At 69.6% G+C, this 13,870-nt stretch carries 13 protein-coding genes; 10 read left to right on the forward strand and 3 right to left on the reverse strand.

Going from position 1 to position 13,870, the window contains the following annotated elements; genetic code table 11:
• The first annotated feature begins 213 nt into the window (after window positions 1-213).
• Both AC1DNF_RS14650 and AC1DNF_RS14655 read left to right on the forward strand, forming a co-directional pair.
• On the forward strand, window positions 214-1,101 hold the full coding sequence (locus tag AC1DNF_RS14650; RefSeq protein WP_478149329.1) for a LysR substrate-binding domain-containing protein: 888 nt from the start codon (window positions 214-216) through the stop codon (window positions 1,099-1,101).
• 136 nt (window positions 1,102-1,237) lie between these two features.
• Complete coding sequence (locus tag AC1DNF_RS14655) at window positions 1,238-1,636, forward strand: hypothetical protein (RefSeq protein WP_478149330.1); 399 nt, start codon at window positions 1,238-1,240, stop codon at window positions 1,634-1,636.
• Between the two features lie 122 nt (window positions 1,637-1,758).
• Here the strand turns inward: AC1DNF_RS14655 and AC1DNF_RS14660 are convergent, their stop codons facing one another.
• Entirely contained in the window at window positions 1,759-3,099 is a 1,341-nt protein-coding gene (locus AC1DNF_RS14660; RefSeq protein ID WP_478149331.1) for an Nramp family divalent metal transporter, read from the reverse strand.
• 119 nt (window positions 3,100-3,218) lie between these two features.
• Here AC1DNF_RS14660 and AC1DNF_RS14665 point away from each other — a divergent pair, with 119 nt between their 5' ends.
• Complete coding sequence (locus AC1DNF_RS14665; RefSeq protein WP_478149332.1) at window positions 3,219-4,823, forward strand: EAL domain-containing protein; 1,605 nt, start codon at window positions 3,219-3,221, stop codon at window positions 4,821-4,823.
• Here the strand turns inward: AC1DNF_RS14665 and AC1DNF_RS14670 are convergent.
• On the reverse strand, window positions 4,820-5,785 hold the full coding sequence (locus AC1DNF_RS14670; RefSeq protein WP_478149333.1) for a LysR family transcriptional regulator: 966 nt from the start codon (window positions 5,783-5,785) through the stop codon (window positions 4,820-4,822). The genes AC1DNF_RS14665 and AC1DNF_RS14670 overlap by 4 nt on opposite strands.
• 108 nt (window positions 5,786-5,893) lie before the next feature.
• On the opposite strand from AC1DNF_RS14670, the gene AC1DNF_RS14675 reads away from it, so the two are divergent.
• From AC1DNF_RS14675 to AC1DNF_RS14695, 5 genes are all read left to right on the forward strand, one after another.
• A complete protein-coding gene (locus AC1DNF_RS14675) occupies window positions 5,894-6,832 on the forward strand; it encodes a dihydrodipicolinate synthase family protein (RefSeq protein WP_478149334.1) in 939 nt (312 codons plus the stop codon).
• 56 nt (window positions 6,833-6,888) lie between these two features.
• The gene (locus tag AC1DNF_RS14680) at window positions 6,889-7,857 is read left to right on the forward strand and encodes a Bug family tripartite tricarboxylate transporter substrate binding protein (RefSeq protein WP_478149335.1); all 969 of its coding nucleotides are present in this window, start codon (window positions 6,889-6,891) and stop codon (window positions 7,855-7,857) included.
• Entirely contained in the window at window positions 7,847-8,548 is a 702-nt protein-coding gene (locus AC1DNF_RS14685) for an SDR family NAD(P)-dependent oxidoreductase (RefSeq protein WP_478149336.1), read from the forward strand. Before AC1DNF_RS14680 ends, AC1DNF_RS14685 begins: the two co-directional genes overlap by 11 nt.
• A 40-nt stretch (window positions 8,549-8,588) precedes the next feature.
• Window positions 8,589-9,755 (forward strand): mandelate racemase/muconate lactonizing enzyme family protein, encoded by a 1,167-nt coding sequence (locus tag AC1DNF_RS14690; RefSeq protein ID WP_478149337.1) that lies wholly within the window; start codon window positions 8,589-8,591, stop codon window positions 9,753-9,755.
• A 136-nt stretch (window positions 9,756-9,891) separates the two neighbouring features.
• Window positions 9,892-10,668 carry an enoyl-CoA hydratase/isomerase family protein gene (locus AC1DNF_RS14695; protein WP_478149338.1) on the forward strand — a complete coding sequence of 259 codons (777 nt, stop codon included), beginning with the start codon at window positions 9,892-9,894 and terminating at the stop codon, window positions 10,666-10,668.
• A 37-nt stretch (window positions 10,669-10,705) separates the two neighbouring features.
• Here the strand turns inward: AC1DNF_RS14695 and AC1DNF_RS14700 are convergent, their stop codons facing one another.
• On the reverse strand, window positions 10,706-11,674 hold the full coding sequence (locus tag AC1DNF_RS14700) for a Bug family tripartite tricarboxylate transporter substrate binding protein (protein ID WP_478149339.1): 969 nt from the start codon (window positions 11,672-11,674) through the stop codon (window positions 10,706-10,708).
• 204 nt (window positions 11,675-11,878) lie between these two features.
• On the opposite strand from AC1DNF_RS14700, the gene AC1DNF_RS14705 reads away from it, so the two are divergent.
• Window positions 11,879-13,108, forward strand: a complete 1,230-nt coding sequence (locus AC1DNF_RS14705) for a CaiB/BaiF CoA transferase family protein (protein ID WP_478149340.1) — start codon at window positions 11,879-11,881, stop codon at window positions 13,106-13,108.
• Window positions 13,108-13,725, forward strand: a complete 618-nt coding sequence (locus tag AC1DNF_RS14710; protein WP_478149341.1) for a glutathione S-transferase family protein — start codon at window positions 13,108-13,110, stop codon at window positions 13,723-13,725. The genes AC1DNF_RS14705 and AC1DNF_RS14710 overlap by 1 nt, the downstream gene beginning before the upstream one ends.
• Window positions 13,726-13,870 lie beyond the last annotated feature (145 nt).

Below are 13,870 nucleotides of genomic sequence, written 5' to 3' on the forward strand. Positions count from 1 at the left end.
CATCTCGGTTGTCTCCTTGAAAGGGTGGATCAATGGGTCGACCCTCGGAGATGCCGATGCCCTCGGCGTGGCCTTCGCGGGCTGGCGCACTTGCGTGATCGCCTTGTCTCCTGGGTTCCTGGGAGCGGATGTTCCGCGCCGGAGCACTTGACGACAAGCGAAGAGTCATCAGCCTAAGATGACAGGAATTCATCTGACCTGAGGGTTGACCCCATGGCCTCCGTACCTCCCTTCGTGAACCTCCAGGCCTTCGAGTCCGTGGCCCGCCGCCGCAGCTTCGCGCTCGCCGCCGCCGAGCTGCACCTCACCGCGTCCGCCATCAGCCACCAGGTGGCGCGCCTCGAATCGCAACTGGGCGTGCGCCTGTTCGAGCGCAGCGCGCACGGCGTGCGCCTGAGTGCCGCGGGCGAGCAATACCTCTCGCGCATCGGCGGCGCGCTGCAGGCCATCGCCGCGGCCAGCGACGACCTGCGCCAGGGCATGCGCAACAGCCTCTACGTGCACTCCACGCCGAGCTTCGCGAGCCTGTGGCTGCTGCCGCGGCTGCCCGCGTTTGCCAAGGCCTACCCCGACATCTCGCTCAACCTGTCGGCCGCCCACACCCACAGCGACTTCGGGCTCGGCCAGGCGGACGTCGACATCCGCTACGGCGTGCCGCAGTGGCCCGACCTCGTGATCGAGCCGCTGTTCGAGGAGCGCATCCTGCCCCTGGCGAGCCCGGCCTTCATCCGCGAGCACCGCCTGAAGCGGCCGGAGCAACTGCTGGAGGTTCCGCTCATCCAGAGCAACGTCAGCGTGGTGCAGTGGTCCGACTGGTTTGCCGCCAACACCCGCCAGCGTGCGCCGGAGCGCTTCACCCTGCGCTTCGACCGCGCGATGATGTCGCTCGACGCGGCGGCGCAGGGACTGGGCGTGGCCCTGGAGAGCTACACCATCGCCGGCCGGCACATGGCCGAGGGCAAGCTCAAGCCCATCCTCGGCCTGGACAAGACCGTGCGCACCAAGGCCCACTTCGTCGTTTACCCGGCGCGTCATGCCAGACGCGCGCCGGTCGAGGCATTCCTGTCCTGGCTCCACGGCGAGGCGGCGAAGAAGGCCTGAATCGCGGCGCTCGACACGTGCCGAACCGCGGCGGCTATTTATCACCCGGGAAAGTCCCCGGAAGGAAACCGATTTCTTCGCGCGCGCAGTGTTGCGGGCGCGCAAAAGTGCGCGTCGGCACGGGCTACGATGCCTCATGGATTCCGCAACCCACCTCGAGACTGAACTCGACAGCTACTTCGCCTGGCTCGCACACTTCGAAGCCAGCGTCCCCCGCGCACGCAACGTCGTCTCGTGCTGGTACAGGAGCGAGATGCTCCAGGCTTACACCCGCTACTCCTGGTTCAAGCCTTCCACCCCCGGCGAGCCCGCGCTGTGCCTGGCCAACATCACGGTCGCCGGCGACGCGCGCGGCCTGGGCTACTTCGCGCGCCTCGTCGCGCGATTTCTCGATGGAAGCGATGGCCTGACGGCCCGCGTGCTCTACCTCGAGAACATCGCGAGCCCCCGCTTCGAGCGCTGGCTGGTTCGAACGGGCTTCCAGCGCTGCGCGCATGGCGCCTGCGAGTTCTCCGCCTACTACCTCGTGCGCTAGCGCCGGAATCCCGCCACGCTGACTTGTGATTCACGGCCTGGGATCTCCGGTGCCCGACAGGAAGCGGGTCGAAGTGTCGGACGCCGGCGAGGCGGCGATGCGGCACTGACGCGCACCCCGGCTCAAAGCAGCAAGGTCCAGAGCACGTAGAGATTGGCCGCGCACACCATCCCGAAGATGCCCCAGGCCGTGCGCCGCACCAGCGCCGTGTTGGTGAAGGGGCCCATGCGGGCGCGGTCGCTCGTGATCGACACCAGCGGCCAGATCGCGAACGGCAGCTGAAGCGACAGCACGACCTGGCTCGCGACCAGCAGCTTGCCCAGCGCGCCCTCGCCGAACCACACCACCCCCACCAGCGCCGGCACCAGCGCGCAGAAGCGCGTGATGAAGCGCCGCTTCCAGCAGGGCATCTCCAGCTGCAGGAAGCCTTCCATCAGCACCTGCGCCGCGATCGTGCCGGTGAAGGTCGAGCTCTGCCCGGCCGCCAGCAGCGCGATGCCGAACAGCAGCGCCGCCAGGCTGGTGCCGACCAGCGGGTCGAGCAGGTGGTAGGCGTCCTGGATGTCCGCCACGTCCGTGCGCCCCGCCGCATGGAAGGCCGTTGCCGCCAGCACCATGATCGCGGCGTTGATCAGCAGCGCCACCAGCAGCGAGCCGATGGTGTCCCAGCGCAGCAGCCGGATCGCATCGCGCTTGCTCGCCTCGTCGTCGCGCACGATGCGCGTCTGCACGATGGACGAATGCAGGTACAGGTTGTGCGGCATCACGGTGGCGCCGATCACGCCCACCGCGAGATACCAGAACTCGGGCTTGACCATCTCGCGCGGCCGCGGCACCAGCCCGCCGAGCAGCGCGCGCACCGGCGGCCGCACCAGGATCATCTCGAGCAGGAAGCACAGGGCGATGGTCCCCACCAGCCCCAGCATGATCGCCTCGACCTGCCGGAAGCCCTTGCCCTTGAGCCCGAGCACGATCAGCGTGTCGAACGCGGTCAGCAGGATGCCGTGGGTCAGCGACACGCCGAGCAGCAGATGGAAGGCGAGGGCGGTGCCCAGCACCTCGGCCAGGTCGCAGGCGATGATGGCCAGCTCCGCCAGGATCCACAGCAGGCGCCGCACCGGCGGCGAGTAGCGCTCGCGGCAATGCCGCGCCAGGTCCTGCCGCGTCGCGATGCCCAGCCGCATCGCCATCAGCTGCAGCACGATCGCCGTCAGGCTCGCCAGCACCACCACCCACAGCATCGCGAAGCCGAACTTCGAGCCGCCTTCGATGTCCGTGGCCCAGTTGCCGGGGTCCATGTAGCCGACCGACACCAGCAGGCCCGGGCCGACGTAGAGCATCAGCCGGCGGTAGAAGGGCAGCCCGGGCCGGATGTCGATCGTGCCGCTCACCTCCGAGGGGCAGAAAGGGGCCGTCGGGGTCTGCGGCAGCAGGCGCAGGAGGCTGGCGAGCGGGTTGAACATCGCGGCGCAGTTTAATGGCCTGTCCGCTCCGGGACGGTCCGCCGGCCGCTGAGGCACACTCCGGGCTGTAGCCACTCTCATGATTTCCATGACAGCCGAAAGCAGACTCCCCCGAAACCATGATTAGCAAGTCGTCGCTGCGCACCGCCGCGTCGGTCGCCGTCGGTGCCCTCTGCGGCCTCGCGCTGGGAGTCCTGTTCTGCGAATGGGTGGTCGAGCGCCAGGCCGAGGTCGACGCGGGGCGCTTCGCCGACGCCTACACGGCGCGCGCCGACGAGATCGCCGCGGAAGTGGGCGCGGCGTTCGAGGAATTGAACCGTTCCCCCGACCCGGGCTGTTCCGACGCCGACCTCGCGCACCTGCGGCGTGTCGTCATGTCGTCACATTTCCTCAAGAGCGCCGCGCGCCAGGGGCAGGGGCGCACCCTGTGCAGTTCCGACCTCGGCCGCATCGACGAGCCCCGGCCGCTGCCCCCCGCCACCTTCGTCACCGACCGCGGCGTGCGCGTGTCGATCGATGCGTCCACGCCAAGTTCCGGATCGGTGCTGATGGCGCGGGACGGCGCCGCCGTGGCGGTCAGCGTGCAGGCCTACCTGGCGCAACTCGATTCCCGCTTCGAATTCACCGTCATCGCCAGGCACGGCGGCGAAAGCACCCCGCTCGTGTCCACCGGCTCCGCCCTGCCGCCGGACAAGGCCCAGCTCGTCCCGGGAGCGCGGGTCGAGATGGGCCAGCGTCGCTACGAAGTGCGGTGTACGACCAACCGGAACACCTGCGTCCTGGCGACCGCCATGCCCCCATCGCCGCCTTACCAGTCGCCCGTGTTCATGGGCTTTGCCCTCTGCGGCCTGCTGGCGGGCGCCGGATGCGGCTTCGGGGCCGGCTCGGTCATCGGCCGCTCGCGGCCCCTGGGCAAGAGCCTGCGCGCGGCCGTGCGCGCCGGCACCCTGACCGTCGCCTACCAGCCCATCGTGCGCCTCTCCGACCGGCAGCCGGCCGGCGCCGAGGCGCTCCTGCGATGGAACGACACGGCCGGCAACCCGATCAGCCCGAACGTCTTCATCGTCGTCGCCGAGGAAGAGGGCTTCATCCTGGAACTCACCCAGTTCGTGGTGAAGCGCGTCCTGGCCGAACTCGGCGAGGAACTGCGCCGGCGCCCGGGATTCCGCGTGACGATCAATGTCTCGGCCCACGACCTCCTGAACCCCGGCTTCGCCAGCTTCCTGAAGGACCAGCTCCAGGCCGCCAACGTGTCGGTCGACAGCATCGGCTTCGAACTCACCGAACGCTCGACCGCCGAGCGCTCGGCCATCGGCCGGGGCATCCAGCGCCTGCGCGACATCGGGCACAAGGTGTACATCGACGACTTCGGCACCGACTACTCCAGCCTGTCCTACCTCGCCCATCTGCACGTCGACGCCATCAAGATCGACCGCTCGTTCACCCTCGCGCTGCGCGAGACCGGGCAGGGCGCCAGCATCGCGCCGCAGATCGTCGCCATGGCGGAGGCCCTGGGCCTGATCCTCGTCATCGAAGGCATCGAGGACGAGAGCCAGGCCGCGTACTTCCTCAAGCTCGACCCCTCGGCCCTGGCGCAGGGCTGGCTGTTCGGCAAGCCGGTGCCGGCCAGCGGCCTCTTCGCCGAAGCGGACCCCGAGGGCGAGCGCGCGGCGCGCGAGGCCGAGGCCATCCGCGCCTCGCTGAACGCCGTGACGCGCGCCTAGTCGAGGGCCACGGGCGCGGCGGCGGCATCGCCGCCGCCGACCAGGCGCCACAGCGCCTCGGCCGCCGAGGCCATCTCGGCGGGTTGCCGGTACAGCCGGATCTCCACCGGAATGCGCCAGTGGCCCCCGGCCGCGTCCACCAGCGCACCGGTGCGCAGGTCCTCGGCCACCAGGCTCAGCGGCAGCCAGGCCAGCCCGCGGCCCTCGATCGCCATGGTCCGCAGCAGCACCGCGTGGTGCGCGGTGAACACCACCGACATCGGCGGCATCGGGTCCTTCCCGGCCGCGGCGCCGTGGGCCTCGCCCAGGCAGGCACGCATGATGCGCCCCAGGCCCGAAGCCTCGCTGTAGGCCAGCACGCTCGGCGCGCCCTCGCGCCCGATGGCATGCAGCGGCGCGCCTTCCGGCCCGGGCGCCGCCACGGGCATCAGCACATCCTCGCTCAGCCGCAGCACCGGATAGTGCCCGTCGTCCAGGCGGCCCGGCACCCCCGCATGCCCATGGCACAGCACGAACTGCACCCGGCGCTGCAGCATCAGGTCCTCGCAGGCCTGGGAGTTGTCCGACATGGTCTGGATCGGGCCCAGGCGCAACTGGGCCTCGATGCCGCCCAGCCAGCGCGGGAAGAAGGTCAGCGACAGCACATGCGTGGCCGCGAAGCTCAGGCTCGCGGCCGCCAGGTCGTGGGCGGCGCGCGCCTTGATCCGCGCCGCCTCCAGGCCCGACAGCGTCTCCTGCAGCAGCGGCCGCAGCCGCTTGCCCGCCGCCGTCAGCGACGCCGGATGCGCGCTGCGGTCGAACAGGTCGACGCCGACCCACTCTTCCAGCGCGCGGATGTGCCGGCTGAACGCGGGCTGCGCGATCGCGCGCGCCTGCGCGGCGCGCGAGAAATTGCCGCTTTCGGCCAGGGCCAGGAAGTCTTCCAGCCATTCCAGGTCGAGGGGTCGGTTGTCGGGGCCCATGCGTTGCGCTGCCGGATAGTTGTATGCGATTCGAGTATTGGACGCCGCGTGCCCCCGCGGAAAAAGATGCGGGCCTCGCTGCACCTCGAACACCACGGAGACCCTCTCATGCCTTCCATCTCGAATTATCGCGGGATCATCCCCGCCATTTCCTGCCCCTTCACCCCCGACCACCGCATCGACGAGCCCGCGCTGCGCAAGCTGGCCTCCTGGCTGGCCGGCCACGACGGCGTCGTCGCCATCATGACCAACGGCCACACCGGCGAGGTGTTCTCCCTGACGCCGGCCGAACGCGCCGAGGTCACCCGCATCGTCGCCGACGAGCTCCGCGGCCGCATGCCGGTGATCTCCTCCATCGTCTGCGAAGGCCTGGCCGAAGCCGCCGAGCACGCCCGCGCCGCCCAGGCCGCCGGCGCCGTCGCGCTCGACGTCATGCCCCCGCACCACTGGCTGCGCTTCGGCTTCACCGCCGGCCACGCGCTGCAGTACTTCGAGGCCATCCACCGCGCCGCGCCCGAGCTCGACCTGGTCTGCCACGTCTACCCGGCATGGACGCGCGCCTCCTACTCCTCGCAACTGCTGGCCGACCTCGCGCGCCTGCCCTACGTCCAGGCCTTCAAGGTCGGACAGCGCGACATGAACAAGTACGCCCGCGACATCCAGGCCATCCGCGAGGCCGATGCCTCCAAGGCCATCCTCACCTGCCACGACGAATACCTGCTGGCCTCCATGGTCCAGGGCGTCGACGGCGCGCTGGTCGGCTTCGCCACCTTCATCCCGCAGCTCATCATCGACCTCTGGAACGCCGTCAAGGCGGGCGACCTGAAGAAGGCCATGGCCGTGCAGGCGCTCATCACCCCGCTCAAGGATGCCGTCTACGGCGGCGGCGAGCCCACCGGCGAGGCCCATGCGCGCATGAAGGGCGGCATGTACCTGGCGGGCGTGCTCGACAACGCCACCGTGCGCCCGCCCACCGAGGCGCCCAACCCGCAGGAGATGGAAGCCCTGCGCGCCGCCGTGCGCCAGGCCGGCCTGCAGGGCCGCTGAGCTTCCCCGCGCGGCGGCGCCGCGCGACCGACCCGAACCCGAAGGAGACAAGACAAATGCAACGCAAAAACTTCCTGCGCGCCGCCATCGCGGCCCTCGCGCTCGCCGCCGCCTCCACCGGCTTCGCCGAGACCTGGCCGAGCCGGCCGGTGCGCATCGTGATCCCGTTCCCGCCCGGCGGCACGCTCGACACCGTCGGCCGCCTGCTGGCGCAGAAGCTCGGCGAGCAGACCGGCCAGACCTTCATCGTCGAGAACCGGCCCGGCGGCAACGGCATCATCGGCGCCGACGTCGTCTCCAAGGCCGCGCCCGACGGCTACACCCTCATGTTCAACGCGTCCACCTTCGTGACCGCGCCCATGACCATGAAGTCCGTGCCCTACGGCGTGCTCAAGGACTTCACGCCGGTGGCCCTGGTCGCCAAGGCGCCGCTGTCGGTGGCGATCAACAAGAACCTGCCGATCACCGACGTCAAGTCCCTCATCGCCTACGCCAAGGCCCACCCGGGCAAGATGACCTTCGCCGTCGGCTCCATCGGCTCGGCCGGCCACCTGTCGACCGAACTGCTCAAGCGCGCGGCCGGCGGGCTCGACTACCTGATCGTTCCCTACAAGGGCACCGCGCCCGCCTTCCAGGACCTGATCGGCGGCCAGATCGACGGCTTCATCGACCCCATCCTCGGCTCGCTGCAGTACCACAAGGGCGGCCTGCTGCGCGTCATCGCCGTCACCTCCGCCGCCCGTGCCTCCAGCCTGCCGGACGTGCCCACCGTGGCCGAGACCATCCCCGGCTACGAGTTCTACAGCTGGTACGGCCTGTGGGGCCCCGCGAAGCTGCCCGCGGCGGTCACGCAACGGCTCAACGCCGAAGTCAACAAGGCCCTGGGCACCGACATGCGCGAGACGCTGTCCCAGCAGGGCCTGCTGCTGACGCCGGGCAGCGTCGAGGACTTCGCCAAGTTCGAGCGCACGGATATGGAACGCGCGCAGAAGATCATCACCGACGGGAACATCCGTGTCGAATGAGACCGCCCCGCGCGCCGTGGTGACCGGCAGCAGCAGCGGCATCGGGCGCGCCATCGCCGAGCACCTGCTGGCGCGGGGCTGGCAGGTGAGCGGCCTGGACCTCGCGGCGCCCAGCCTCTCGCATGCGGCCTTCCGGCCTGTCACGGTCGACCTCGGCGACGGCGCCGCCATCGCCCGCGCCGCGGCGGAGATGCAGGACGCCGACGCCCTGGTGCATGCGGCCGGCGTGCTGCGCGTCGGCCCGCTCGGCCGGCTCGACCTGGCGGGCGGCGAACTCATGTGGCGCCTGCACGTGGATGCCGCCACCCGCCTGGCCGATGCCATCGTTCCCGCCATGGCCGCGCGCGGCCGGGGCCGCGTGGTGTTCATCGGCAGCCGCGTGGCGCAGGGCATGCCCGGGCGCGGCCAATATGCCGCCACCAAGGCCGCGCTGGTGGCGCTGGCGCGCAGCTGGGCGGCCGAAGTCGCGCCGCGGCAGGTGACGGTCAACGTCGTCTCGCCCGCCGCCACCGAGACCTCGATGCTGCAGGACCCGGCACGCGCGGGCAGCGCGCCGCGCCTGCCGCCCATCGGCCGGCTGATCCAGCCCGGGGAGATCGCCGAACTCGTCGCCTTCCTGCTGTCCGCGCCGGCCGCCGCCATCACGGGCCAGGACATCGCCATCTGCGGCGGCGCCTCGCTGCCGCGCTGAGCGCCCCGCCTTCCTCCAACCCTCCACACCCCTCAAGACCATGAAGATCGTCAACATCGTCGAATCCACCCGTCCCATCAAGTCGGACATCCGCAACGCCTACATCGATTTCTCGAAGATGACCCTGAGCCTCGTGGCCGTCGTCACCGACGTCGTCCGCGACGGCCGGCCCGTGATCGGCTACGGCTTCAACTCCAACGGCCGCTACGGCCAGGGCGGCCTGATCCGCGAGCGCTTCATGCCGCGCCTGCTCGAAGCCGAGCCCGCGTCCCTGGTGGACGACACCGGCGAGAACCTCGACCCGCACAAGATCTGGGCCCGCATGATGATCAACGAGAAGCCCGGCGGCCACGGCGAGCGCTCCGTCGCGGTCGGCACCATCGACATGGCCGTGTGGGACGCCGTCGCCAAGATCGCGCAGCGCCCGCTGCACGAGCTGCTGGCCGAGCGCTACGGCAACGGCAAGGCCAACCCGCGCGTCTTCGTCTACGCGGCCGGCGGCTACTACCACCCCGGCAAGGGCATCGAAGGCCTGCGGCGCGAGATGACGAGCTACCTCGAGCGCGGCTACTCCGTCGTCAAGATGAAGATCGGCGGCGCCCCCTTGGCGCAGGACTGCGAGCGCATCGAGGCGGTGCTCAAGCTGCTCGCCCCCGGCCAGCAACTGGCGGTGGACGCCAACGGGCGCTTCGACCTGCAGACCGCCATCGACTACGGCCGCGCGCTCTCGCAGTACCCCCTGTTCTGGTACGAGGAGGCCGGCGACCCGCTCGACTACCAGCTGCAGGCCAGGCTGGGCGAGGTCTATGCGGGCCCGATGGCCACGGGCGAGAACCTGTTCTCCATGCAGGACGCGCGCAACCTGATCCGCCATGGCGGCATGCGGCCCGACCGCGACTGGCTGCAGTTCGACTGCGCGCTGAGCTACGGCCTGGTCGAGTACCTGCGCACGCTGGAGATGCTGAAGGAGAACGGCTGGTCGCCCTCGCGCTGCATCCCGCACGGCGGCCACCAGATGTCGCTGGCCATCGCCGCCGGCCTGGGCCTGGGCGGCAACGAGAGCTACCCCGACCTGTTCCAGCCCTACGGCGGCTTCCCCGAAGGCGTGAAGGTCGACAACGGCTACGTCACGCTGCCGCCGCTGCCGGGCATCGGCTTCGAGGGCAAGGCGGACCTGATCGCGGAGATGCGGGCGCTGGCGAGCTGAGGGCGGCGCGATCCGCCTCGGTTGTGCCGAAATCGATATAGCAGCTCTGTTCCTGTTGGGCTGCGTGCGGTGTGCCTCGTCCGTAGACTGGCAAGTCCCAATGACACACCCACGCCTTGCGGCGGAAATGGAGACCATGAACGACCTGACCCAGCTCAACTACGAGTTGAACAACTTCGTAGCCACCCTCACGCTCAACAGCCCGCCCGTGAACGCGCTCACGCGCGTCCTCAATGACGAACTCACCCTGGCGCTCGACCGGATCTCCGAGATGGATGAGGTGCGGGTCGTCATCCTGACCGGCGCCGGCAAGGTGTTCTGCGCGGGCGCCGACCTCAAGGGCCGTGCCTCGGTCATCAAGGGACCCGGAGACCTCCTCGCGCATTCACGCCGGACGCGCGAATGCTTTCATGCGATCCGCGAATGCGCGAAGCCGGTGATCTGCGCGATCAACGGCGCCGCGCTCGGCTCCGGCGTGGCCATGGCCGCCTCGAGCGACATCCTGATCGCATCGGAGAAGGCGTCCCTCGGCCTGCCTGAAGTCGACGTGGGCCTGCTGGGCGGCTGCCGCCACGCGATGCGCCTCTTCGGCCATTCCCGCCTGCGCCGCATGATGCTGACCGGCATGCGCGTGCCGGGCGCCGAGCTGTACCGGCTCGGCGTCGTCGAAGAGTGCACCACGCCCGAGGACCTGATGCCCAAGGCGCTGGAACTCGCCGCCATCATCGCTTCGAAGAGCCCGGTGTCGACCCGGATGGGCAAGCACACGCTGAATGTGATCGAGGACATGAGCTTGCGCGACGGCTATCGCTACGAACAGGACATGACCGCCCTGATCGGCAAGACGGACGATGCGAAGGAAGCGCAGCGCGCCTTCGCCGAAAAGCGCGCGCCGGTCTTCACGGGCCACTGAGCGAGACACGCCGGGCCGGGCCGGCGTGTCCGCGCCATCAGTCCAGCTTGGCGCCCACCGCCTTGGCCAGCGTTCCCCAGCGTTCCGACTCCGCGAAGATGAAGGACCCGAACTCTTCGGGCTTGCTGGCCACCACCTCGACGCCCTGTTGATCGAACTGCTGCTTCAGGTCGGGCGAGCGCAGCGCGGCACCGACGGCGGCATACAGCTTCTGGATGACCTCGGGCGGCGTGCGTGCCGGGGCCAGCATGCCGTACCAGTTGTACGCCTCGGCCTTCGGAATCCCGAGTTCCGCCATCGTGGGCACGTCCTTGAGGATGGGAATTCGCCGGGCATTGGTCACCGCCAGCGCGCGCAGCTTGCCCGACTGGATCAATGGCAGCACCACGGGGATATCGGCCATCATCATGTCCACCTGTCCGCCCATCAGGTCGGTCAGCGCCGGCGCCGCGCCGCGGTACGGAATGTGATTGATGTTCAGCCTGGCTTCGCGCTTGAGCAGCTCCGCCTGGAGGTGCGGCGTGGTGCCGTTGCCGGCCGACGCATAGTTGATCTTGCTGGCATCGCCGGTGGCGGCTGCCTTCAGATCGGCGAAGGTCTTGTACTTCGAGTCGGCGGACACCACCAGCACCGCGGGCACCTTGAGCGCCTGGGTCACGGCCACCAGGTCCTTCTGCGGGTTGTAGGGCATCGACGGAACGATGTGCGGCACGATGGCCAGCGCGCCTGCCGAGGAGAACAGGAGCGTGTAGCCGTCCGCCGGCGATTTCGCGACCACGTCGGCGCCCAGCACGCCGCCGGCGCCCCCCCTGTTGTCGATGATGATGGGCTGGCCGAGCGATGTGCCCAGCCTCGCGCCCAGCGCGCGGGCGGTCTGGTCGACGGGACCGCCGGCCGGAAAGGGCACGACCATGCGAATGGCCTTGGTCGGGTAGGCTTGCGCCCACCCGGTCAGGGCGGTCACGGCGAGGGTCAGCGCGGCAGCGGATTTGAGAAGTCGATTCATGTCCATGTCTCCAGGTTTGTGATGCCTGGACTCTAGGTGGCGCCTCGGTGGCTGCCACCGTGGTCCGGCGCATAGCTGCTATGCGGGCCCGCGTGCGGCCGGGCTCGCTGCTATGTTGCGCGGCGCATCACAGTCTTGCGGCCGGCCGTCTAGCTCGAAGCCATTCGCGCTCCCAGAATCGGCTGCAACACAAGGAGACTTCGAATGACAACCGCCAAGGGCCCACTGTCGCACGTGAAGGTGCTCGATCTGAGCCGCATCCTCGCGGCCCCCTGGGCCAGCCAGATTCTTGCCGACCTCGGCGCCGAGGTGATCAAGGTCGAGCGGCCGGGCGCGGGCGATGACACGCGCACCTGGGGCCCGCCGTTCCTGAAGGACGCCCAGGGCCAGGACACGAAGGAGGCAGGCTACTACCTGGCCGTCAATCGCGGCAAGCGTTCGATCACGGTGAGCCTCGAGAAACCCGAGGGGCAGAAGATCGTCAAGGAGCTCGCCGCCCGCGCCGACATCGTGCTCGAGAACTACAAGGCCGGCACGCTCAAGCGCTATGGCCTGGACGAAGCCTCGCTGCGCAAGATCAATCCGCGGCTCATCTACTGCTCCGTCACCGGCTTCGGCCAGACCGGTCCGCGGCGCGACCAGCCGGCCTACGACTTTCTGATCCAGGCCATGGGCGGCCTGATGAGCGTCACCGGCGAGAAGGATGGCCGCCCCGGAGGCGGCCCGCAGAAGGTCGGCATACCGATCGTGGACCTGATGACCGGCATGTACACCGCCGTCTCGGTGCTGGCCGCGCTGGCCCGCCGCAACGAAAGCGGCGTGGGCGACACCATCGACATCGCCATGCTCGACGTGCAGGTCGCGACGCTGTCGAACCAGGCCATGAACTACCTGGTGTCGGGACAGGTGCCGCGCCGCAACGGCAACGCGCATCCCAACATCCAGCCGCAGGACGTGTATGCCTGCGCCGACGGTGACGTGATCCTGGTGGTCGGGAACGACGGCCAGTTCGCCCGGCTGTGCGAAGTGTTCGGCCGGCCCGAATGGATCACGGACCCGCGCTTCGCCACCAACGCCCAGCGCGTGCGCAACATCGGCGAACTCTCGGGCATGCTGCGCGACACGTTCGCCCGGTGGGAGCGCGACAAGCTCATCGAGGCGCTCGACCGGGCGGGCGTGCCCTGCGGCCCCATCAACTCCGTCGCCGACGTCTTCGCGGAGCCGCAGGTCAAGGCGCGCGAGATGCTTCGCCATGTGCCGCATCCGAGCGGCGTCGACGTGCCGCTGGTCGCCAGCCCGATGCGCTTTGCCGAGTCACCCCTGCATGCGCAATCCGCGCCGCCCCTGCTCGGGCAGCACTGCGACGACATCCTGGGCGAGCTGGGCTACAGCCGCGCCGGCATCGAAGCGCTGCGCCAGGCGGGAGCGATCTGATGGCCGCGACGATGAAGCTGCACTGGTCGCCCAAGTCGCCCTATGTGCGCAAGGTCATGATCTGCGCGCACGAGCTCGCTCTGCTGCCCAGGCTCGAACTCGTGCGTTCCGTCGCCGCCATGCTCAAGCCCAACCCGGCCATCATGGCGGACAACCCGCTGTCGAAGATCCCGACACTCGTGCGCGAGGACGGCTCGACGCTCCTCGATTCGATCGTGATCTGCGAGTATCTCGACGACCTGGCGGGCGGCACGCTCTTTCCGGCGCGGGGGGAAGCGCGCTGGCGCGCCCTGCGCTGGCACGCCCTGGGCGACGGCCTGCTCGACGCGTTGATCCTGTGGCGCAACGAGCGCGAACGCGAGCACCCGCTGCAGGCGCTGACGGAAGCATTCGACCTCAAGACCCGGGCCTGGCTGCGACTGCTCGACACGGAGGCCGAGTCCCTGGCCGGCGCCGCGTTCTCCATCGGCCACGTGACGCTCGGTTGCGCGCTCGGCTACATCGACTATCGCTTCGACACGCTCGGCTGGCGGGCCCTGGCGCCGCGGCTCGCGGACTGGTTCGCGACCTTGGAGCGCCGTCCTTCCTTCCAATCCACAGCGCCCATCGATGGCTGATCGCTGATCGCCGATCGAGTGACCGGCGATGCCTGGTCACTCGGCGGTCGCGCCGGATTTCTTGAACGATCAGCCGGATCAGCGGGTGAGCAGCTTGCCGATGCGCGTGACCTGGTCGTAGGAAGCGTAGGCGAAATCGCGATCA

Source organism: Variovorax sp. 01T432 (assembly GCF_056398605.1).